The 21,824-nt window shown below is 71.5% G+C and carries 17 protein-coding genes; 2 read left to right on the top strand and 15 right to left on the bottom strand.

Annotated features, from left to right (window positions below; translation table 11 throughout):
* Positions 1-176: 176 nt before the first annotated feature.
* The 5 genes from ACFV5H_RS30155 to proB all read right to left on the bottom strand — a co-directional run bounded on the left by ACFV5H_RS30155 (position 177) and on the right by proB (position 5,176).
* The gene (locus ACFV5H_RS30155) at positions 177-1,250 is read right to left on the bottom strand and encodes a hypothetical protein (protein WP_385198112.1); all 1,074 of its coding nucleotides are present in this window, start codon (positions 1,248-1,250) and stop codon (positions 177-179) included.
* A gap of 87 nt (positions 1,251-1,337) precedes the next feature.
* The gene (locus ACFV5H_RS30150) at positions 1,338-1,940 is read right to left on the bottom strand and encodes a hypothetical protein (RefSeq protein WP_385198110.1); all 603 of its coding nucleotides are present in this window, start codon (positions 1,938-1,940) and stop codon (positions 1,338-1,340) included.
* Between the two features lie 72 nt (positions 1,941-2,012).
* Positions 2,013-3,299 (bottom strand): glutamate-5-semialdehyde dehydrogenase, encoded by a 1,287-nt coding sequence (locus ACFV5H_RS30145; protein ID WP_385198109.1) that lies wholly within the window; start codon positions 3,297-3,299, stop codon positions 2,013-2,015.
* A 169-nt stretch (positions 3,300-3,468) separates the two neighbouring features.
* The gene (locus ACFV5H_RS30140) at positions 3,469-3,936 is read right to left on the bottom strand and encodes a hypothetical protein (RefSeq protein WP_385051812.1); all 468 of its coding nucleotides are present in this window, start codon (positions 3,934-3,936) and stop codon (positions 3,469-3,471) included.
* A gap of 133 nt (positions 3,937-4,069) precedes the next feature.
* Positions 4,070-5,176 (bottom strand): glutamate 5-kinase, encoded by a 1,107-nt coding sequence (gene proB, locus ACFV5H_RS30135; protein ID WP_385051827.1) that lies wholly within the window; start codon positions 5,174-5,176, stop codon positions 4,070-4,072.
* 215 nt (positions 5,177-5,391) lie between these two features.
* Here proB and ACFV5H_RS30130 point away from each other — a divergent pair, with 215 nt between their 5' ends.
* The gene (locus ACFV5H_RS30130; protein WP_385051809.1) at positions 5,392-6,825 is read left to right on the top strand and encodes a polysaccharide pyruvyl transferase family protein; all 1,434 of its coding nucleotides are present in this window, start codon (positions 5,392-5,394) and stop codon (positions 6,823-6,825) included.
* Between the two features lie 102 nt (positions 6,826-6,927).
* Entirely contained in the window at positions 6,928-9,000 is a 2,073-nt protein-coding gene (locus tag ACFV5H_RS30125) for a hypothetical protein (protein ID WP_385198108.1), read from the top strand.
* Between the two features lie 147 nt (positions 9,001-9,147).
* Here ACFV5H_RS30125 and ACFV5H_RS30120 read toward each other — a convergent pair whose 3' ends face one another.
* The 10 genes from ACFV5H_RS30120 to rfbC all read right to left on the bottom strand — a co-directional run bounded on the left by ACFV5H_RS30120 (position 9,148) and on the right by rfbC (position 21,814).
* The gene (locus ACFV5H_RS30120; RefSeq protein ID WP_385051805.1) at positions 9,148-10,356 is read right to left on the bottom strand and encodes a glycosyltransferase family 2 protein; all 1,209 of its coding nucleotides are present in this window, start codon (positions 10,354-10,356) and stop codon (positions 9,148-9,150) included.
* Between the two features lie 204 nt (positions 10,357-10,560).
* A complete protein-coding gene (locus tag ACFV5H_RS30115) occupies positions 10,561-12,636 on the bottom strand; it encodes a hypothetical protein (protein WP_385198117.1) in 2,076 nt (691 codons plus the stop codon).
* Between the two features lie 182 nt (positions 12,637-12,818).
* Complete coding sequence (locus ACFV5H_RS30110) at positions 12,819-14,315, bottom strand: D-ribitol-5-phosphate cytidylyltransferase (RefSeq protein WP_385198107.1); 1,497 nt, start codon at positions 14,313-14,315, stop codon at positions 12,819-12,821.
* Between the two features lie 226 nt (positions 14,316-14,541).
* Positions 14,542-15,705, bottom strand: a complete 1,164-nt coding sequence (locus tag ACFV5H_RS30105) for a hypothetical protein (protein ID WP_385051800.1) — start codon at positions 15,703-15,705, stop codon at positions 14,542-14,544.
* A 164-nt stretch (positions 15,706-15,869) separates the two neighbouring features.
* Complete coding sequence (locus ACFV5H_RS30100; protein WP_385051798.1) at positions 15,870-17,420, bottom strand: alkaline phosphatase D family protein; 1,551 nt, start codon at positions 17,418-17,420, stop codon at positions 15,870-15,872.
* A gap of 479 nt (positions 17,421-17,899) precedes the next feature.
* A complete protein-coding gene (obgE, locus tag ACFV5H_RS30095) occupies positions 17,900-19,354 on the bottom strand; it encodes a GTPase ObgE (protein WP_385051796.1) in 1,455 nt (484 codons plus the stop codon).
* A 106-nt stretch (positions 19,355-19,460) separates the two neighbouring features.
* Positions 19,461-19,715 (bottom strand): 50S ribosomal protein L27, encoded by a 255-nt coding sequence (gene rpmA / locus ACFV5H_RS30090; RefSeq protein WP_003976205.1) that lies wholly within the window; start codon positions 19,713-19,715, stop codon positions 19,461-19,463.
* A gap of 14 nt (positions 19,716-19,729) precedes the next feature.
* A complete protein-coding gene (gene rplU, locus ACFV5H_RS30085; protein WP_033525816.1) occupies positions 19,730-20,050 on the bottom strand; it encodes a 50S ribosomal protein L21 in 321 nt (106 codons plus the stop codon).
* Between the two features lie 276 nt (positions 20,051-20,326).
* Positions 20,327-21,121 (bottom strand): class I SAM-dependent methyltransferase, encoded by a 795-nt coding sequence (locus ACFV5H_RS30080; RefSeq protein ID WP_385051793.1) that lies wholly within the window; start codon positions 21,119-21,121, stop codon positions 20,327-20,329.
* 105 nt (positions 21,122-21,226) lie between these two features.
* Complete coding sequence (gene rfbC / locus ACFV5H_RS30075; protein ID WP_385051791.1) at positions 21,227-21,814, bottom strand: dTDP-4-dehydrorhamnose 3,5-epimerase; 588 nt, start codon at positions 21,812-21,814, stop codon at positions 21,227-21,229.
* Positions 21,815-21,824 lie beyond the last annotated feature (10 nt).

Below are 21,824 nucleotides of genomic sequence, written 5' to 3'. Positions count from 1 at the left end.
GGCTAAATTTCAGCCCCTCCGGCGTTTGAGGAGCGGGGGTCCGGGGGCAGCGCCCCCGGGATGGGACGGGTAAGGGCGGCGGGGGCGAAGAAACCCTCGGGCCCGAAGCAGCCGCACAGGGATCGGTCACATGGCCACAACACCACCCGCCGGGCCCGCGCTTCGCCGCCCGGCACTCACGGCTTCGGCTGTGCGCCCGGCGCCAGGGCGCCGCACAGGGCCGGGGTGCTGCCCGTGGCGTACGGGTCGGTGGCGGTGGGGGCGGTCTTCTTCGCCGTCTGGCCGGCCAGCAGCGGGCGCAGCCGGGCGGCGGAGTCCTCGGCGCAGGAGAGCGGGCCGGCCTGGACCTGGGCGACGACGAGTTCCGCCTGGTGCAGGCGCAGGTCGTCGCGGTCGAAGCGGAAGCGCAGTTCGCGCCGGACGGTGAACAGGGACGCCTCGGTGTCCGGCCCCGTGCCGGCCGGGCGCAGCGCGTAGACGAACGTGTGGTCCGTGGTGACCTCGAGGGTGGAGGAGTCGGTCTCGGTGGCCTGCATGGTGCCCTGGGCCCGGATCTCGCGGTCGGCCAGCCGCACGCGGGCGGGGTCGAAGCGGACCAGCCATCCGGTGGGCGCGTGCCGTCCGTCGGCGGTGGGCCGGTCGAAGCTCCGGTCGAACTGGTCGAGCTGCCCGGAGTCGAGCAGCGCCCGCACGGGCCGGGTCTCGCCGCCGGTGAGCACGCCCGGATCGAGGGCGGACCGCACGAGGTAGTCCTTGGCGGTGAGCAGCGCGGCCACCACCTGGCCGTCGGAGAAGTGCGCGGTGTGCCGGGACGCCGGGAGCGGCACCCCCTCGGCGCCGGGCCGGAACTGCGCCGCCGGACTGTGCGCGTACAGCTGTTCGACGTCGGCGGTGCCGGGGACCTCGCCCTGCGGGGCGAGCGGGACGACGGTCATCCGCAGCGGCTCGGCGGGCTCGTCGGCGGCTGGGTTGCGGTAGGGGTGGCGCAGGCCCATGTAGACGGCGGTGCCGAAGGCCACGGCGATCAGCAGGACCAGGACCAGCGCCTGCCGGGGCAGGCCGCCGCGGCTCCGTGGCGGGCGGCGGCGCACGGCGGGCGCGTGGTCGGTGATGCGCTGCTCGGCGGAGTACTCCTGGAGCCGGGCAGCGCGGACGAAGGACTCGTCGAAGACGACGGACCTGTACTCGTCCTCGCCACCTGAGGGGGCTCCCTCGGGCGTCCCCTCGGGTGGGTCCGAAGGCCCTCCCATATCTTCAGGGTAGGTCCGGGGAGGTCCCGGTAAACGCCCGGCCGGGGCACAAGTTCTGACAGGTTCTCATCAGGTCGGCGGCCGGTCTCAGGGGCCGCCGTGCGGGATCACCGGGACGGCCGGCTGGGAGTAGTCGGCCGACGCGGAGGGCGCCGCGGAGTGTGCCGTCGCGCCGCCCTGCTCCACGCCCGTGGTGGCGGGCGGCGGGGCCGGGTCCTGGCGGCTCCCGGAGGCGCCCCGGTAGACGGCCGAGAAGGCGAGCGCGACCATACCGATGCCCATCACCAGGGCGAGCATCCAGGCGACGGGGCGGTGCCAGCGCACCTGCCTGCCGTACGGGCCCGGGGAGCCGTGGTCGTCCTCCAGGACGTCGAGGTCGTCGTCCGGGTCGTCGTAGCCGCCGCCCCGGTAGCCGCCGTACCCGTCGTCGTACCGCTCGCCGCGCGTGCGGGCCCGGTGGGCCTCGGCCTCGGAGGCCTCGGCTCTGGCCTGCGCGGCGGCCAGGAGGCGTTCGACGGCGGTCGGCTCGTGGACCTCGGCCGCCCGTACGAAGGCCTCGTCGAAGACCACGGAGGCGAACTCTTCGTCCGACACCCCGCGGTCGTGGTCGTCGTCGGGCTCCCAGCCGTCAGGGAACGGCGTGCCCCCCACGTCCTCCGGCACGCATCCAGAGTAGACCTGGGGGGTCATTTTGGGCAGACGGTATGGAAATTCATCCGTCTGCCGAGACGGCCCCGTCGCCGCTCTCCCTCCGTGCGCGGGTCAACGCCGTACGTGACCGTCGCCGGTGACGATGTACTTCGTGCTGGTCAGCTCGGGCAGGCCCATCGGCCCCCGGGCGTGCAGCTTCTGCGTCGAGATGCCGATCTCCGCGCCGAAGCCGAACTGGCCGCCGTCGGTGAACCGGGTGGAGGCGTTCACCGCGACCGTGGTGGAGTCCACCAACTGGGTGAAGCGGCGGGCGGCCTGCTGCGAGGTGGTGACGATGGCCTCGGTGTGGCCGGAGGTCCACAGCCGGATGTGCTCGACGGCCCGGTCGAGGGAGTCGACGACGGCGGCGGCGATGTCGTGGGAGAGGTACTCGGTCTCCCAGTCCTCCGTGGTGGCCTCCACGACGGTGGCGCGGGAGTCCTTGGCGTACGCCATCACCCGTTCGTCGGCGTGCACGGTCACCCCGGCGTCGGCGAGGGCGTCCAGGGCACGCGGCAGGAACTCGGCGGCGATGTCCTGGTGGACCAGGAGGGTCTCGGCGGCGTTGCAGACGCCGACCCGCTGGGCCTTGGAGTTGACCAGGATGTCGACGGCCATGTCGAGGTCGGCCGCCGCGTCGACGTAGACGTGGCAGTTGCCGGTGCCGGTCTCGATGACCGGGACGACCGACTCCTGGACGACCGTGTTGATCAGGGAGGCGCCGCCGCGCGGGATGAGCACGTCGACCAGGCCGCGGGCGCGCATCAGCTCGCGCACGCTGTCGCGGCTCTCGCCGGGCACCAGCTGGACGGCGTCGGCGGGCAGCCCGGCGCCGTGCACGGCGTCGCGCAGGACGCGCACCAGCGCGGTGTTCGACCGGTACGCGGAGGACGAGCCGCGCAGCAGGACCGCGTTGCCGGACTTCAGGCAGAGGGCGGCGGCGTCGACCGTGACGTTCGGCCGGCCCTCGTAGATGATGCCGACGACGCCGAGCGGCACCCGGACCTGGCGCAGGTCGATGCCGTTGGGCAGGGTGGAGCCGCGGACGACCTCGCCGACCGGGTCGGGCAGCGCGGCCACGTCCCGCACGTCGGCGGCGATCGCGCGCACCCGCTCGGGGGTGAGGGTGAGCCGGTCGATCATGCCCTCGCTGACGCCGGCCTCGCGGGCCCTGGCCACGTCCTGGGCGTTGGCCTCGACGATTTCACTCGTACGGACCTCCAGCGCGTCGGCGATGGCGAGCAGCGCGTCGTCCTTGGCTGCCCGCGGCAGCGGCGCGAGGGTGGCGGCGGCCCCCTTGGCCCGGTAGGCGGCCTGGCTGACCGGGGACATCGAGTCGTACGGCGAGAGCGTGGTCATGGGGGAAGGGTAGTGCGCCGGGCGCCGCGTCCGGCTGTTGTTCCAGCTCCCGAGACAGGAACGAACAGGTCCCCTTGCCCCTTTTTGCCCCCCACTCACCGCAGCCGTCAATTGAGCAACCCCGACGGCGCGCAACCAGGTCCGCGAGAGCGGCGCCGGTTTAGGCGCACTAGAAGGGATGGACGCCGACGGGGGTCGCCAGAACCGGTCCGTAGCCCGCCGCGACGCGCTGGTGGTAGGTGGCCCGGTCGATGACCTCCAGGCCGACGATCTCCCAGGGCGGCAGTCCGGCGGTCCGGCGGTGTTCGCCCCACAGGCGCAGCGCCACGGCGGCCGCGTCGTGCAGGTCGCGGGCCTCCTCCCAGTAGCGGATCTCCGCGTGGTCGTCGGCGTAGCGGCTGGTCAGCAGGAAGGGGTGGTCGTGGGCGAGCTGTTCCAGCGCCCGCCGGACCTCCGTGACCGGGGCCGGCCGGCCGGAGACGCTGAGGGTGACGTGCCACAGGCGCGGCAGGTCCCGGGGGCCGTCGCCGCCCTGGAACCGGTCACCGGCCGCGACGCTGCTCAGGGCGCGCTCGTCGTCGGCCGCACGGGAGCCGGCACCGCGAGACGATGTCGTCCCCGGGCGCACTCGTCTCACGACGGCCTCCTTCACGCGCGGACCCACCCGGTGGTCGGGCGGATGTGTCCTCGCAACAAAGTTGAGCAGGCCGCCGGGGCCCGCGGGGCACTTTTGCGGAACGTCCACCACCGAGGGCGGACGTTTCGGCACATTACGGATGCAGGACCACCAGATCGTCCCTGTGTACGACCTCACGTTCGTACTCCGGTCCGAGATCCCGGGCGAGTTCATGGGTCGAGCGGCCGATCAGGAGAGGGATCTCCCTGGCGTCGAAGTTGACCAGCCCCCGGGCCACCGCCCGCCCCTCGCCGTCCCGCAGCTCCACCGGGTCGCCCGCGCTGAACTCGCCCTCGACGCCAGCGATCCCGGCCGGCAGCAGCGACTTGCGGCCCTGGACGACCGCGCGGACCGCGCCGTCGTCCAGGGTGATCGAGCCCTGCGGCGCGGAGGCGTGCTGGAGCCACAGCAGCCGGTCGGCGGAGCGGCGCCCTGTGGGATGGAAGTAGGTGCCGGTGTCGCCGCCGGTGAGGGCGTCGGCGGCGTGCACCGCGCTGGTCAGCACCACCTGGATGCCGGCGGCGGCGGCGATCGAGGCGGCCTCGATCTTGGTCACCATGCCGCCGGTGCCGACGCCCGCCTTGCCGGCGCTGCCGATCTCGACGTGGGCGAGGTCCTCGGGGCCCCTGACCTCGGCGACGCGGGAGGTGCCGGGGCGGCTGGGGTCGCCGTCGTAGACGCCGTCCACGTCGGAGAGCAGGACCAGCAGGTCGGCGTGGACCAGATGGGCGACGAGGGCGGCGAGCCGGTCGTTGTCGCCGAAGCGGATCTCGTCGGTGGCGACGGTGTCGTTCTCGTTGACGATCGGGAACGCGCCCATCGCCAGCAGCTTGTCGAGGGTGCGGGAGGCGTTGCGGTGGTGGGCGCGGCGGCTCATGTCGTCGCTGGTCAGCAGCACCTGGCCGACCCGGACGCCGTAGCGCGCGAAGGAGGCGGTGTAGCGGGCGACCAGCAGCCCCTGGCCGACGCTGGCGGCGGCCTGCTGCCGGGCCAGGTCCCGGGGGCGGCGGCGCAGGCCCAGCGGGGCGAGCCCGGCGGCGATGGCGCCGGAGGAGACGAGGACGATCTCCCGTTCCCCTCCGCTGCGGGTCTTGGCCAGCACATCGACGAGCGCGTCCACGCGGTCCGCGTCCAGACCGCCCGCCGCGGTGGTCAGCGACGAGGAGCCGACCTTGACGACGATCCTGCGTGCCTCGCCCACGGTCTGCCTCGCCCCTGCCACCTTGCCGCCCGTCCCTCACGTCGATCGATCACCCGTCAGGCAATCTACGCGAAGCGGATCGCACGGCGCGCGGTCGTTTCAGCCTCCGGAACGGACCGGTGCGGATAACCGTGCGGTCACGGCTCGCTCACAAGAGAAAGGTTGTGTCGGTTGCCTATAGAAATCAAAGATTCCGCAAACGTACTTTGAACTCCGTGTCACACAACGTTCCCCCCACGAAGCGCATCCTCCTCAGATCCGGCAAGAGCCCTTACGCGGTCATGTCCGTGGAGGAGGCCCTCCAGCGTGACGTCATCGCCACCAACTCCGGCAACCTGATCTTCAGCGACGCCGCGCACAAGATCCTCGAGACGCCCCGCACCGAGGTGGTCTCGAACGAGATGCGGACCGAGGTGGCCGCGGCGGCGCGTATCAACGAGGAGTACGACGCCTTCGTCGTCCCGCTCGCCAACGCCTTCCGTCCGTCCTTCGAGCCGGGCCTGAAGCGGCTCACGCGGCTGATCGGCCGGCTGAAGATCCCCGTGGTCGTCCTCGGGGTCGGCGCGCAGACCGGGCTGAACTACAACCCGGACCGGCTGAAGCCGATGGAGCCGTCCGTGCGCGCCTTCGTCTCCGCGGTGCTCGACCACAGCGCCTCGATCGGCGTGCGGGGCGAGTTCACCGAGAAGTACCTCAAGGACATGGGCTTCCGCGACGTCGAGGTGATCGGCTGCCCGTCGCTGTTCATGTACGGCAAGGAACTCGTCGTACAGAAGCGGACGCAGGCGCTGACCGCCGACTCGCGCATAGCGATCAACGGCTCGCACAACGCCGTGCGCAGACTCGGCATGGGCCGGATCATCTCGCGCACCCACTCCCGCTACCCGAACCTGCGGTTCATAGGCCAGAACCTCAGCGACGCCAAGCAGTTGCACTGGCGGGACCTGTCCGACCCGAACGGGAAGGTCACCGCGATGCCGACGCATCCCGACCACCCGATGTACCGGGAGGACAAGGCCCGCGTCTACGTCGACCCGGTCACCTGGATCGACGACCTGCGGGACTTCGACTACTCCTTCGGCTCCCGCATCCACGGCAACATCGCCGCGCTGCTGGCCGGCACGCCCGCGACCGTGCTGTGCGCGGACTCGCGGACGCTGGAGCTGTGCCGCTACTTCGAGATCCCGCACCGCCGGATCGACAAGCTGCCCGAGGACGTCGACCCGGCGCGGCTGTACGAGGAGACGGACCTCGGCGCGCTGACGGGCAACCACCACGAGCGGTTCGAGCGGTTCACGGGGTTCCTGGACCGCAACGGCCTGGAGAACACCTTCTCGCACGGCGACGGCGGAGCGGCCTTCGAGAAGAAGCTGCGCTCGCTGGACTTCCCGGCGGGCGTGCGCCCCTGGATCGACACCGACCTCGCCTCCCTCGCCTCCCGCATGGGCTGGCTGAACAACCGGGTGGGCGAACTGACCGAGGAGAACACCCGGTTGAGGCGGGATCTGGACCGGGCGAAGTCCGGTGCGCGCGGGTACGCGGCCGGTCCTGCGACCACGTCGGTGTACCGCCGGGCCCGCCGCGTGGTGGGCGCCCCCCTGCGCCGGGCGCTGCGGGGAGGCCGGAACCAGGGTTCCGGGGGGTCGTAGCACCCCTGGTCACTCCCCACGACGAGGACACCCGCGTGTCGTCCGGAGGTGGGCGCGCGTTAACCCGGGCGCCCGTTCTGCGTCGACCCTGGAGTGACCGCAGTGCCCGAACCCTCGTCCCCCCGGCGGCGGACCGCCGCCCAGTTGCTCGTCCTCGCCGTCCTGTCGGCCGCCTTCGCCGCGCAGGCCGTCGCCGCGCTGCGCCCCCATGTGCCGCTGCTGCTCGTCTCGACCGCCGTGTCCCTGGCGGTCGAGGGCGTGCTGCACCGGTGGCAGCCCGGCATGGTGTCGCTGTTCGCCAAGTCGCACGCGGACGTCACCGTCCGCCATGTGCTGCGCGATCTGCTGCTGGTGGTGGGCCTGCTGCGGCTCGGCGAGCAGCACCGGGAGACGCAGTACGCCCCGCTGGTCGCCGGGCTGCTCGCCTTCTACGCGCTGCACTGCACGGTCCAGGCGGTGTCCGTACTGGTCCGCCGCACCCGCACGCTGCCGGTACTGACCCGCAACATCGACGCCTCGGCGCTGCGCCTGTCCCCCGCCCCGGCCGCGCTGCTGCGCCGCCCCGGCCGGCGGCTGCTGGTGTTCGGCCTGCCGGCCACGGCCGGGCTGACTGCGACGGCGGTCGCCGACGACGCCCGGTACGCGGCGGCCGGTGTCGCGCTGGCGCTGCTGCTCACGGCCGCGGGCCTGTGCGCGCTGCTGCTGCGGCTGCTGCCGGGGCGGCGTCCGGCGGGCGAGCAGGAGGTGCTCGACTGGTTCGACGCGTGGCTGGCCGAGTACCGGCCGACGGTCGGCCTGTACTTCTCCGGCGGCCCGTCCTCCGCCTACCAGGCCAACATGTGGCTGGAGCCGCTGGCCGGGCTCGGCGGGCGGCCGGTGATCGTGCTGCGGGAGCGGTTCATGGTGCCGAGGATCGCGGCGACCGACATCCCCGTCGTGTGCCTGCCGAAGGTGTCCACGCTGATGCGTCTCGAGCAGTCCACGCTCCAGGTGCTCATCCACCCGTCGAACTCCGGGAAGACCTCGCAGGTGCTGCGGATCCCCACCATCAAGCACACCTTCGTCAACCACGGCGAGAGCGACAAGCTGTCCTCCTGCAACCCGTACGCGAAGGCGTACGACGAGGTGTGGGTGGCCGGTCCGGCGGCGCGCGAGCGGTACGCGCTGGCCGAGGTGGGGATCGAGGACAAGGACGTGGTGGAGATCGGCCGCCCGCAGCTGGACGCCGTACGCCCGTACGCGGGACCGCCCACCGGCGCGTACACGACCGTGCTGTACGCGCCGACCTGGGAGGGCTGGGACGGCAACCCGGGCAATACGTCGGTGGTCGCGGCCGGTGAGAACCTGGTGCGGGCGCTGCTCGCCGACCCTGGGGTGCGGCTGCTGTACAAGCCGCATCCGCTGACCGGCTCGGTGGATCCGCGGGCGGGCGCCGCCGACCTGCGCGTGCGGGAGCTGATCCGGGCGGCGAACCGGGAACGGTCCGGTCCGCGTCCCGCGCCGTCGGGTGAACCGGCCCGGCGCGCCGCGGAGCTGGACCGGCTCACCACGGCGGTGTTCCGGGCGGGTGCCGATCAGGTCGAGCGGATGCTGGTGCAGTCCGCGCCGGAGCCGGGCCGGGCGCAGGCGGTGGCGCGGGCGACGGCGGCCTGGGAGGAGGCGTACTGGGCGTCGCTGCCGGAGTGGGAGCACCAGGTCGTCACGGACGCCCGGCCCGAGCTGTACTCCTGCTTCGACGTCGCCGACCTGCTGATCAGTGATGTGTCGAGCGTGATCAGCGACTTCCTGGCGAGCGAGAAGCCGTACGCGGTGGCGAACACCAGCGGGCTGCCCGAGGAGGCGTTCCGTGCGGCGTTCCCGACGGTGGCGGCGGGGACGGTGCTGACGCCGGACGCGGCCGGGGTGCCGGCCCTGCTGGAGTCGGTCCGCGATCCGCGCGGGGACGGCCTCGTGGACGCCCGTGCGGAGTTGAAGCGGCGTCTGCTGGGGCCGGCCGTTCCGACGTCCCAGCAGCGCTTCGCGGCGGCCGTCCAGGCCCTGTGCGCGGCGTCCCAGGCCCACCGCGCCCGTGCGACCCACCGCCTCGCCGCGGATCTCCCCGGCCAGCGCCACCAGACCACCGGCACGCCGGCACCCGCCACACTCATTCCGCACCGGCCGTCCCGCCCCGCGTAACACCACGGCCGGGGGCGGGCGCGCCGCACAGGAGGGTCTTCGCCCCCGCCGCCCCTTCCCGTCCCGAACCCGGGGCTCCGCCCCGGACCCCGCTCCTCAAACGCCGGAGGGGCTGAGTTCCAGCCGAGGAGCGGGGGCGAGGAAGGTTCAGGCCGGGGCGGTCTTGCGGGACGGGGTCAGCAGGCGGCGGGCCCTGCGGGCGACCCGTCGCAGTACGGAGCCCGTGCCGCCCGCACGGTAACCGGGGACCGCGCGGGCCTCGCGCGGGGTGGCCAGGTACACGGAGTCGGGGATGCCGGCCGCGCGGTCGCGGAAGTGCGGGTAGGCGAGGTAGACGCGGCGGCCCCGGCGCTCCAGCAGTGCCTGCGGCTGCTTCTTCTCCTGGACGAACCGGAGGACGTCCAGGAGGAGTTCCAGCCGCTGCCCGGCCACCAGGTGCAGCCGCAGCCGCTCCTCGGTCTTCAGCAGCCGGGCGACACCCTCGGTCCAGTGGACGTCCATCAGCGGCCGGGCCAGCTCCAGTTTGCGCCGCCGGACGTCGTCGGTGTCCTTGAGGAACCGGGGGCCGAACTGGGGCAGCAGCGTGACGGTGAAGGGCCGCACCATGAGCAGGTCGCGGCGGGGGCCCTCGGGGACGAGGCCGGCGATCAGGTTCATCAGGGCGCGGGCGGAGTCGAACCGCAGGGTGTAGCCGCCGCTCCTGGTGACGTGCTTGCCGTCGTCGCGGCCCACCAGGTAGTAGCAGGTGTAGTCGGCGATCACGGAGACGCCGTCGGCCCGCAGATAGGCCTCCATGGTGAACAGCGCGTCCTCGCCGGTGAACAGGGACTCGTCGAACCGCATGCCGTGCCGGTCGAGCAACGCGCGGCGGAACAGCTTCTGCGCGCTGAGCGTGAACTTGATGTTGGACGAGTAGACGTCCGTACGCTCCAGCGTCTTCCTCCACATGGACTTCGGCGCGCCCCGGTCGACGCCCTCGATCCGGCCCAGTACGACATCGGTGCCGGCCCGGTCGGCCATGGAGACCATCCGCTCCAGGGCCTCGGGGCCCAGCCGGTCGTCGGCGTCCAGGAAGAAGACGTAGCGCCCGGTGGCCTCGCCCAGGCCCACGTTGCGCGGGCCGCTGGGGCCGCCCGAGTTCTCCTGCCTCAGCACGGTGACCGGCATGGGCGCGCGGGCCGCGAACTCCTCCAGGTACTCCCCCGTGCCGTCGGTCGAGCCGTCGTCGACCGCGATGACCTCGATGCGCTCCGGGTCGATGGTCTGTGCCTCCACGGAGGCGAGGCACTCGACCAGATACGGCATCGCTTCGTACGCCCCGATGACCACGGTGACATCAGGCTGCGCCACGGTCACATTTCCCCCTGTTCATGTGAATAGCCCCCGTATCACCTCATTCGCTACTTGTTAGACGGGTGTTCGGGACAAGGGGTTGCCTCGGACACCTGTTTTAGTGGTCCACGTCATAGGGCCGCCGTCGCCCCGTCGGGTGTACGAAAGGGCTCGGCCCCCGAGGATCAACTCCTCGGGGGCCGAGCCCTGTCGAGCCCGCCGGGCCGGTCAGACGGCGTCGACGCCGTCCGCCTCACCGGCCGCCGACGCCCGCGGCACGGGCACCGCGTCCGCCAGCTCCACGTCGGGGCCGCCGGTGGTGATCCGGGACTCCTGGCCGAGGTTGCGCGTCTCGGCCTTCAGCGCGAGCTGCCCGACCGCGGTGTTGAACTGGTCGATGGACTTCGGCTCGTCCGGGCCGAGCAGGTAGCGCTTGAGCTCCCCCCGGTCCCCGGCCAGCGGGTCGGCGGCCGGGTCGCGGACCGCGTCGAGCAGCCCGCCGAGCTCCTTCGCGTCGTTGGACAGGATCACCGCGGCGCGCACCGCCGTGTTCTGCCGCTTGAACTCCTCCGCACCCAGCTCGGCGGAGTCCGTGACGGCGTACGGCTTGCCGCTGGCGATGAAGTCGGAGACCACGCTGGAGATGTCGGAGACCATCGCGTCGGAGACGTTGAAGCAGTCGTACAGGCGCGGCTCGGCGCCCGTGATGACGCGGTGCTCCCAGTCGGGGAAGGAGCGCCAGTACGCGGTGTTCCACTCGGCGCGCAGCCGGGCGGTCTCCTCGTGCCGGGCCACGTCGGCCACCCCGTCGCGGGAGACCTCGGCCTCGTCGCCCTTCTCGGTGCCGCCGGTCAGCTCGGCCAGCCGGGCCTCGATGCGTGTCAGCTCGGCCCGGGCCCTGCTCTGGGCGGCCGCGTCGACGGTGAAGCGCGGGTCGGCGGCGCGCGCGGCGGCGGCCTCCTCGATCAGTGCGGTGATCCGCTGGTGGGCGGCCTTCGCCTTCGCGCTGCGGGTGCCGGTGAAGGGGTGCGGCTTGTACAGGACCCGTACCGCCGGGTCGGCCTTGACCAGTTTCTTCACGATGTTCTCGCCGGCCAGCAGGATCGAGGTGTTGCCGGGGTTGTCGTCCCAGCCCTCCCAGGTGGGGGCGTACAGGACCGTGGGCATGCGGTCGCCGGGGACGCCCTGCCAGGTCTGGATCGGGGCCAGCTGCGGGCGGCCGACCTCGACGATGTCGTCGTCGCGGACACCGACGTCGGCGATGGCGTAGCGGTCGCGGCCCGCGCGGCCGGCCGTCCACACCTCGTCGTAGACCTTGCTGAACGGGTTGACGCTGGCGAGCTTGTCGCTGTCGCCGTGGCCGATGAAGACGTGCTTCATGGTGGGCACGCGCAGCATGTGGATGTTCTTGCCGACGTTCGCCGCGTACAGCGCGACCCGCACCGTGGACAGGTCCATGTTCATCAGGTGCACCCCTCCGGGCACGCAGACGACGGGGACCGTGGTGGGCGCCAGGTTCTGCAGGATGACCCGCTCGCGCAGCAGGACCAGCGGACGGGTGTCCAGCTGCTCCATGGTCTCCAGCCACATGTTGACCTGGTAGGCGGAGTCCTTGGATCCGGAGAAGTACAGCACGGTCTCCGGGCGGTACTCGCGCAGCCAGCCGTCGACCGCGTCCAGCACCTTCTCCGGGCTCGGCGGGTTCTTCCGGCCGCGCACATAGGGCAGCAGGGCGAGGACGTACAGGATGCCCGCGGCGACCGTGACGCCGATGCCGGTGTAGCCGACGGCGGCCGACTCCAGGGAGGCGCCGACGAGTATGCCGACGACCGCCGCGAGGTCGAGGTGGAGCATCTTCTCCGCGGCACGGTTCAGCAGCACCTGCGGCGGCGCGTCCGGGATGCGGATGCGGGAGGCCAGGTCGACGTTGCGGGTGGCGACCGGCATCCGGCGGCGGTTGCGGATCAGCGTGGTGAGCGCGCCGTGCGGGGCCTGAAGACCGTAGAAGGCGATGAAGCAGGCGATCGCCCCGTAGTAGATCAGGTTGTCCGCGAGGGACAGGCGGGCCAGCAGCAGGATCAGCAGGAGCTGTCGGATCAGGAAGCGGATCGACAGACCGGCCCGCACCTTGCTGAGGCGGCTGACCAGGTAGCTGCCCTTGCGGTGCAGATAGTGGTCCGCCAGGTACGTCACTGCGGCCGCTGCCGCGAAGGCGGGGATGCTCGGGACGAGCGCGGCCAGCATGAGGCAGGGGAAGCCCAGCAACATGAGGACCGCCGCGGCCAGCTCGGCCGCGCTGCCCACCCGGGCGACGCGAATAGCGGTGGATATCACGAATAACCTGCTCTTGGAGGGGGAGTGCCGGTTGTGTGCCTGTGCGCAATTCGGGAGGTACGGATTCAGGCCCCCGCGAACTCCCGTCGACTGACTACGTGAACAGGAGGCCGTGGAGGCCTGAATTACGGAAGGCTATTTGGCGGCAATTATTACACGCCGTCCTGACGGTCCAGCACCGCGGCCAGCGCCTGCTCGAACCCGGTGGCCCGCGCCGCGCCCGCCGTCGGGTCCTGCTGCCGTACGTCGATGACATGGCCGGTGAGCTCGGACAACAGCACGTCCAGCGAGGTCCGGGCGACCGCCTCGGAGGAGAGCAGGCTGCCCGACGGCTCCTGTCCGAAAGCCTTGGTGCGCATCGGCGTGGCGGTGCGCTCCGGGTTGATGCAGTTCACCCGGACGCCGTCACCGGCCCACTCGTCGGACAGGGCCTGGGTGAGGTTCACCATCGCGGCCTTGGTCGAGGAGTACAGGCTGTACTCGGCGCGCCCGCGGGTGTAGCTGCTGGAGGTGTACAGCAGCAGCTGTCCCTTGGTCTCGGCGAGGTACTTGTAGGCGGAGCGGGCGATCTGCACCGGGGCCAGGTAGTTGACCTTCAGCGCCTCCTCGATGGTGGCGTTGTCGGTCTCGGCGAGCTTGCCGATGCGCAGCACGCCCGCGGTGTTGACGACGTAGTCGATGCGGCCGGTCTCGCCGTACGCCTTGGACAGCGCGTCGTCGACCTCCTCCGGGTTCTCCACGTGGGTGCCGGTGGTGGAGCGGCCCAGCGCGTAGACGGTGGCGCCGTAGGACTCGGCGAGCTCGGCGATGTCCTTGCCGATGCCGTACGAACCGCCGAAGACCACCATGGTCCTGCCGGTGAGCAGCTGCCGGTAGGCCTCCTCGGAGACCTGCTCGGGGGCGGCGGTGGAGGCGAGCTGGAAGAGCTTGTCGGCGATGAAGACGTCGACGGGCTGGGTGACCTTCATGTTGTACTCGTCGCCCGCCACGACGTGGACCGGCACGTCCGGCAGGTACTTGAGCACGACCGAGCAGTCGTCCGTGGCCTGGAAGTTGGGGTCGCCGGCGGCGACCTGGTAGGCGCGGCGGATGGTGGACAGCTTGAAGGCCTGCGGGGTCTGGCCGCGGCGCAGCCGGGAGCGGTCCGGGATCTCCGTGATGAACTCGCCGTCCTCGCCGTGCGTGCGCGTGACGATGATGGTGTCGGCGGACGGGATGGCCACGTCGACGGCCTGGTAGCGCCCCAGCGCGGTCACGCAGTCGTCGATGACGCGCTGCGACAGCAGGGGGCGCACGGCGTCGTGGAAGAGGACGTTGCGGTCCTCGCCCTCGGCCAGGCCCTCGCCGAGCGCGGCGATGGCCCGCTCCGTGGTCTCGTTCCGGGTCGAGCCGCCCTCGATGACCTTGGTGACCTTCGTGAACCCGGCCTTGGCGACGATCTTCTCGACGTCGGGCACGTATCCCGGCGCCATCAGCACGATGATGTCGTCGATGGAGTCGGCCTTCTCGAAGGTGGTCAGGGTGTGCTCGATGACTGCCTTGCCGGCGATCTTCAGCAGCTGCTTGGGGATCGAGAGACCCACCCGCTGACCGGTACCGCCGGCCAGGATCACTGCGGTGGTACGGGGCTTGGCTATGTGCTGGGACACAGGTGACCTACCTTGGGGCGACAGGGAACTTCGAAATGGTCCCACTTGGGGTTACCGCAGTGCAAGGTGAGCGACCTCTGCCGCATATGTGCGCGCCACCTGTCATTCACCCAGGACTCCTGGCGCCCGGTGGAGGGTTCCAGGGGCGCACGGTGAATTCTTGTGAGTAACTCCACAGGAGTTGTGTCATTGCTGTGCGTGACAGGCGTGACACCACCCGGTCGGCTCAGCGCAGGCGCAGCCGTTTCAGGCAGCGGTGGCCGAGGACCTTCACGAGTTCCTTCGACGATGTCCGGTGAACAGTACGCCCTTTGTCGGTGCCGTTCGTCGCGGCGACCGTGGTGAGCATCCCGAACAGGGCCTGCGCGGCCACCTCGGGAGCGAGCCGCGGCTCACCCGCCTGTCCCCCGGACGCCGGTACGCGGGACAGCGACTCCGGGTCACCGAGGACCCGTACGCCCAGGGAGCCGATCCGCGCGGCCGTCTCGGCGCCGATCCCGGCGGCGGCCTCCAGGGCCCATTGCGGGGTACGGATCCTCACGTCCCGCTGGGTGGGGCTGCACGCGTTCTTCATATGCGCGATCGCGCCGTGCCGCACCAGCCTCGAATACAGCTCTTCCGGAAGCTCATTGCCGCGGAATTCCTTATTGAGGTTCCGCAGCATTTCGGTCTCGGCGAGGGTGAGGGAACGGTTCGCGGTCTCCGGGACCGGCCGCAGCAGCCCCCCGGGCAGTCCGAGGAGCGCCTCGAAGGTGCGCATCAGCGCGTCCCGGTCGCGGTCGTCGACCACGACGACGGTCACCCGGTCGGGACCGGTCGCCCCGACCCACCGTTCGACCAGCCGGTCGTGCCGGTGCCGGCGCCAGAAGCTGGGGGTGGGCCTGTCGTACGGGGCCCGGCGGAGCATGTGCTCCAGCCACGGCTCGTAACCCAGCCGCAGCCCGTTCTGCACGTACTGCTGCCACTGCGAGGGCATGATCCGCGCCAGGGGCCGCAGGGTGACCAGGACGTGCACCCGGTCACCGCCGAGCTGCTCGACGATCCGGGCGATCGTCGCCCCGTCCTCGGCGTCGGCGAAGAACTCGCTGCTGATCACGGAGGTGCGCTCCCCGGTGGCCGCCACCTGGTCAAGCAGCCGCCGCCAGTGCTTCTCGGTGGGGACGGTGTCCCCCATCATCGCGGGCCGGGCACAGGCGGCGAGGACGGCCTCGATCGGGTGCCGGCTGTGCGCCGGGAAGTCGACGCCGTGCCGCGCCATCTCCTCCTTCGCCGCGAACAGCGCGCCCTGGACGGCGGTGGTGCCGGTCTTGTGCGGACCGATGTGCAGCAGGCGGGTGCCGGCGGGGAGGGCGGGGGTGCGGAGTTCTTCTCTCGTACAGTCGGTGTCCATGCCGAGGCACGGTAGGACGACTCACTGAGGATCCCGTGAGAGCAGCCTGGGACCCGGCTGAGTGCCGCCCCGCCGCTCCCGCGGACAGCCGTACCGCAGGGCGGCACGGGTGGGCGCGACGGTGCCCCGCGAGCGCCGGACCGCGCGACCCACCCCCGGCCGGCTCAGACCAGGTGCACGCCCGGCCTCCCCGCCTCCACCCGCAGCGCGGCCAGCGTGCGGGGCGTGGCCCGCGGCCGCACCACCGTGTCCACCACCCGCACCCGCGCGTCGATGCCGTCACGACGGATGTCGAACAGGTGGTACCCCCGGTGGGCGTCGAGCAGCTTCCAGTGCGGATTGTCCGCGCGCCGCGGATCCCACTGCGCGCGGAACGCGGCCTGGTCCTGGTCGCCGTTGCTGGAGATGGACGTGCCGACGAACTCCGCGCCCACGACCGCCGACCCCGGATCGGCGAAGTCCGCCTTCAGGTCGCTGATCATGGTCAGATGGCGGTCGCCGGTGAGGACGACGGGGTTGCTCACCCGCCGGAACTCCTGCAACAACGCGTTGCGTTCGGCCTGGTAGCCGTCCCAGGCGTCGTAGGCCCAGAGCTTGCCCTCACCGGCCTGGAGATCGGTCTCGGCCATCATGATCTGCGAGGCGATCAGGTTCCAGCGGGCGGGCGAGTGCCGCAGCCCGTCGACCAGCCAGCGCTTCTGCGCGGCCCCGAGCATGGTCAGCGACGGGTCCTGGGCGCCTTCCTGGCTGGTGGCCTGGTCGCTCCGGTACTGGCGGGTGTCCAGCACGTTGAGCCGGGCCAGCCGGCCGAACTCCAGCCGGCGGTGCATCCGGATGTGCGGGCCGTTCGGGACGGCGGTGGCGCGGACCGGCATGTGCTCGTAGTACGCCTGGTAGGCGGCCGTCAGCCGGGCGACGAACGGGTCGTGCGCCTGCTTGTCGGGGTCCTGCGGGATCTCGCCGGCGAAGTCGTTGTCGACCTCGTGGTCGTCGAAGGTGACCACGAAGGGCGCGTTCGCGTGCATCGCCGCGAGGTCCGGGTCGGAGCGGTACTGGGCGTACCGGTTGCGGTACTGGGTGAGGCTGTACGGCTCTCCGGCGCCCTCGTGACGTCGTACGCCGGTCGCCGAGGGCGTGGACTCGTAGATGTAGTCGCCGACGAACACCACGACGTCCGGGTCCTGCTGGAGCATGTCGGCGTACGGGGTGAAGTAGCCCTGCTGCCAGTTCTGGCAGGAGGCGAGCGCGACCTTCAGACGGCCGCCGGAGCTGTGCGGGGCGGGCGCGGTCCGGGTGCGGCCGACGCGCGAGAGCTGCCCGCCGGCGCGGAAGCGGAACCAGTACGTGGTGTCCGGGTCCAGCCCGCGTACGTCCACGTGGACGCTGTGCCCGTACGTGCGCCGGGCCGGGGCGACGCCCCGGCGGACGACCTTCCTGAAGCGGGCGTCCCGGGCGACCTGCCACTCCACGGCCACGGTGTGGTCGGGCATGCCGCCGCCGTTCAGCGGGTCCGGGGCGAGCCGGGTCCACAGGACGACCCCGTCGGGCAGCGGGTCGCCGGAGGCCACCCCCAGGCTGAACACGCCGTCGGGCAGCTTCATCTCGGTCGTGTGCGCGGTGGCCGGCAGCCACAGCTGGGTGGATACGGCGGCGCCGAGCACGGCGGCACCGGCGGTCAGGACGCGGCGGCGGTCGGGCTGAACTGCTCCGGACATCGGGCGAACTCCCCTGCGTCGTAAGACACTCGGACACTGGGAAGCTCGCGGTCCGGACGGTCCGTCCGCTGAACGCCGTAGTTCGCGTGCATGACAAGCAGGGGGACAACGGAAAACCCGCCGCGGCACGGGAACATCCCGTGGCCACGACGGGTCTGCCGGGTGAGCGGCGGGCGACGGCCGCCGGAGCCCGTACGGGTCAGGCGGCGAAGCCGAAGCCGTCGCGCGGCCGGGTGGTGCCGGCCGCCGGTTCCTGAGTGGGCGCCGCGTACGCGCCGGGCACCGCGAGCGGGCCGGCGACGACGCGTGCCACGCCGGTCGCGAGCGCGATCCGGGTGGGGCGGGTGAGGTTCCTGTGACGTGGGAGGGCGCGACTGTGGCGGCCGTTCCGTCGTGGAACCGGCCGGGGGGCGCCGTTCAGTGCGACCGGCCGGAACACCCGTTGGCTGCCCGGGTGTTCATCACGACCTCGCCCGGAGTCACTCCGACTGGAACGGCTCGAAGCCGTCGTACGCCTGCTCGGACTCGTCCCGTTCGGCCTGCTTGTCCCGACGGCGCTGGGCGGCCGGGCGGGGCGCCTCGAAGCGGTGGTCCTCGCCGCGCCGGCCGAGCATCTCCGCGCCCGCCGTGACGGTCGGCTCCCAGTCGAAGACGACCGCGTTCTCCTCGGGACCGATGGCGACGCCGTCACCGTTACGGGCGCCGGCCTTCATCAGCTCCGCCTCGACACCGAGACGGTTGAGCCGGTCGGCGAGGTAGCCGACGGCCTCGTCGTTGTTGAAGTCGGTCTGGCGGACCCAGCGTTCGGGCTTCTCGCCGCGCACGCGGAACAGCAGCTCCCCGTCGACCTCCTCGCGGGTGACGGTGAAGCCGGCGTCGTCCACGGCCCTGGGCCGGATGACGATGCGGGTCGCCTCCTCCTTGGGCTTGGCGGCCCGTGCCTGGGCCACCAGTTCGGCGAGCGCGAACGACAGCTCCCTCAGCCCCATGTGGGCGACGGCCGACACCTCGAAGACGCGGTAGCCGCGCGCCTCCAGGTCGGGGCGCACCATCTCGGCGAGGTCCTTGCCGTCGGGGACGTCGATCTTGTTGAGGACGACGATGCGGGGGCGGTTGCCGAGGCCGCCGTACTGCCGCAGCTCCTCCTCGATGATGTCGAGGTCGGAGACGGGGTCGCGGTCGGACTCCAGCGTGGCGGTGTCCAGCACGTGCACGAGCACGCTGCACCGCTCGACGTGCCGCAGGAACTCCAGGCCGAGCCCCTTGCCCTGGCTGGCGCCGGGGATGAGGCCGGGCACGTCGGCGATGGTGTAGACGGTCGACCCGGCGGTGACGACACCGAGGTTCGGGACGAGGGTGGTGAAGGGGTAGTCGGCGATCTTCGGCTTGGCGGCGCTGAGCACGGAGATCAGCGACGACTTGCCGGCGCTCGGGTACCCCACCAGCGCCACGTCGGCGACGGTCTTGAGCTCCAGGACGACGTCCCGCAGGTCCCCCGGCTCGCCGAGCAGCGCGAACCCGGGCGCCTTGCGGCGCGCGGAGGCGAGGGCGGCGTTGCCGAGCCCGCCGCGTCCGCCCTGGGAGGCGACGTACGACGTCCCGTGCCCGACCAGGTCCGCGAGCACGTTGCCCGCCTTGTCCAGGACGACGGTCCCGTCCGGCACGGGGAGGACCAGGTCCTGCCCGTCCTTCCCGGACCGGTTGCCGCCCTCGCCGGGCTTGCCGTTGGTGGCCTTGCGGTGCGGGGAGTGGTGGTAGTCGAGGAGGGTCGTCACGGACTGGTCGACGGTGAGGATCACATCGCCGCCGCGTCCGCCGTTCCCGCCGTCGGGTCCGCCGAGCGGCTTGAACTTCTCACGGTGGACGGAGGCACAGCCGTGGCCTCCGTTACCCGCGGCGACGTGCAGCTCGACGCGGTCCACGAAGGTGGTCATGGTGGGGTGCCTCCAGAGACGTGTCAGGGGTTTCTTGTCTTAACGCGCGAAAGGCGGACCCGCCTTCCCGACCGGGAAGTGAGGTCCGCCTCTCGAAAGCTTCCGGTCAGGCGACCGGAACGATGTTCACGACCTTGCGGCCACGGTGGGTGCCGAACTGCACCGCACCGGCCTGCAGGGCGAACAGCGTGTCGTCGCCGCCACGGCCGACGCCGGCGCCCGGGTGGAAGTGGGTGCCGCGCTGGCGGACCAGGATCTCACCCGCGTTGACGGCCTGACCGCCGAAGCGCTTCACACCGAGCCGCTGGGCGTTCGAGTCGCGACCGTTCCGGGTGGACGATGCGCCCTTCTTGTGTGCCATGTCTCCTCAGTCCCTTACTTCGCAGCCGCGGGGATCTCAGTGACCTTGATCGCCGTGTACTGCTGGCGGTGGCCCTGACGACGGCGGTAGCCGGTCTTGTTCTTGTAGCGCAGAATGTCGATCTTCTGGCCCTTGTGGTGGTCCACGACCTCGGCCTGGACCTTGATGCCGGCCAGCACCCACGGGTCGCTGGTCACAGCGTCGCCGTCGACGACGAGCAGGGTCGAGAGCTCGACCGTGTCGCCCACGTTGGCGGTGGAAATCTTGTCAACCTCAACGATGTCGCCGACAGCAACCTTGTGCTGGCGGCCACCGCTGCGCACGATGGCGTACACGCGGATCTCACTCTCACTCGAAGAACGGCATCCCCGCAGGCCAGCCGTCCGGCCAAGAACACGGACGACCTCTCCCGGACACCGGAGCACCCGGAAGGAAGAGGTTTACGGGGACGTGGCGGCCCCGATGGACACGCCGACGGTCAAGGTTACGGGGCCCTGACGTGAGGGTCAAACCGGACCTCGGACCGGCCGGGGAACGGGAGCGGCCGCGGGGCCGGACCCGGACGCGCGTCCGCCGGGCCGGAGGCGTCCGGCCCGGCGGGGCAGCCGGTGTCAGCCGGCCACGGCCTGGATGCGGCGACGGATCGGCGCGAACGCCGAGCGGGGGCGGCGCAGGTTGCGGGCCCGCATGAGGGCCGGCCAGAAGTCCGCCCCGAGCAGGATCTCGCCCTGGACGGCGTTCTTGCGCAGCAGGACCTCCTCCGGAACGACCTGCGGGTCGTCGGCGCGGTACTCCTCGATGATCCTGTCGTAGTTGTCCTTCAGCACGGTGTTGGCCGGATCGGCTCCGAAGACCGCCACGACACCGGTCGGCTTGGTGTCGAGCTCCACCACCACCAGATCGGGGCGGAAGCGCCGCAACACCTGAGCCACCTTGAACACGTCGCCGGTCCACATCCCCGTGTGCCGGTCGCGGGCCGCCTCGTCGACGTCGCGCGGCAGCATGTCGTCCAGGACGATCACGCTCGACCAGCGCGAGTGCCGCTCGACGTTCATGAAGTCCCGCAACGCGAACTCGAAGAGGTGCATGCCGTCGATGAACGCCAGGTCGAGCCGCGGCTCGCCGCCCAGGAGGTTCAGCGGATCGCGGCGGGCCAGCGCACGGAACGGGTTGCGGCCGTTGCGCAGGTGGATCAACGGGTCCTTGCGGCCGAAGAAGGCGTCACTCGTCGCCTTGACCAGGTGCACATCGCAGCTGACCTCCGACGTCACCTTGAACGCCGGATCGACGGCGACCGTGGGAACTCGGGACAGCGTCAGGCTGCGACCGTCATTCACTCCTATCTCAAGGTAGTTACGGGGGCGGTAAACCTTGTGCAACTGGCGGAGGAACCCGTGCCGATCCACGTAAAGCGCGCCCTTCACTGATGGGTGACGACCAAGCGATTCACGGAAGCTAGCCGGGGTACAACCGGGGAGTAAACACTTACCGCCCAGTAACTTCAAAGGCTTTCAGATTTCCGAGCGATAGGCGACGCATTCCTCGTAACGGGGCAGCAGTCCCTGCGCCGCCGCCTCCGCCAGCGTCGGGGCGGCGGCGTCCTTGTCCGACAGCAGCGGCTCCACGTCCGCCGGCCATTCGATGCCCAGCTCGGGGTCGAGGGGGTGGATGCCGTGCTCCCGCTGCGGCGCGTAGCCCTCGGAACAGAGGTAGACGACCGTCGCGTCGTCGGTCAGCGCCAGGAAGGCGTGCCCGAGACCCTCGGAGAGGTAGACCGAGGCGTGCGTCTCGTCGTCGAGCCGGACCAGCTCCCACTGCCCGTAGGTGGGGGAGCCGACCCGGATGTCGACGACCGCGTCGAGCACGGCGCCGCGTACGCACTTCACGTACTTGGCCTGGCTCGGCGGCACGTCGGCGAAGTGGATGCCGCGGAGGGTGCCGCGGCGGGAGACCGAGCAGTTCGCCTGGGCCAGGGACAGGTCGTGCCCGGTGCTCGCGCGGAAATCCGCTCCGCGGAACCACTCGTGAAAGCTGCCGCGCTCGTCCGGGAAGACGCTGGGCTCGTGGACCCAGGCGCCTTCGATCGAAAGGGGCTTCATGATGTGGTGG

Source organism: Streptomyces sp. NPDC059787, assembly GCF_042732315.1.
GTDB classification, from domain to species: domain Bacteria; phylum Actinomycetota; class Actinomycetes; order Streptomycetales; family Streptomycetaceae; genus Streptomyces; species Streptomyces atrovirens.
This window is presented reverse-complemented; position numbering and strand designations above follow the sequence as displayed.

Bases quoted from the DNA above. Each gene is read 5' to 3' on its own strand.
- ACFV5H_RS30155 (WP_385198112.1), bottom strand. From the start codon at position 1,250: ATGGGAGGGCCTTCGGACCCACCCGAGGGGACGCCCGAGGGAGCCCCC.
- ACFV5H_RS30150 (WP_385198110.1), bottom strand. From the start codon at position 1,940: ATGACCCCCCAGGTCTACTCTGGATGCGTGCCGGAGGACGTGGGGGGC.
- ACFV5H_RS30145 (WP_385198109.1), bottom strand. From the start codon at position 3,299: ATGACCACGCTCTCGCCGTACGACTCGATGTCCCCGGTCAGCCAGGCC.
- ACFV5H_RS30105 (WP_385051800.1), bottom strand. From the start codon at position 15,705: ATGGACACCGACTGTACGAGAGAAGAACTCCGCACCCCCGCCCTCCCC.
- ACFV5H_RS30100 (WP_385051798.1), bottom strand. From the start codon at position 17,420: ATGTCCGGAGCAGTTCAGCCCGACCGCCGCCGCGTCCTGACCGCCGGT.
- obgE (WP_385051796.1), bottom strand. From the start codon at position 19,354: ATGACCACCTTCGTGGACCGCGTCGAGCTGCACGTCGCCGCGGGTAAC.
- rpmA (WP_003976205.1), bottom strand. From the start codon at position 19,715: ATGGCACACAAGAAGGGCGCATCGTCCACCCGGAACGGTCGCGACTCG.
- rfbC (WP_385051791.1), bottom strand. From the start codon at position 21,814: ATGAAGCCCCTTTCGATCGAAGGCGCCTGGGTCCACGAGCCCAGCGTC.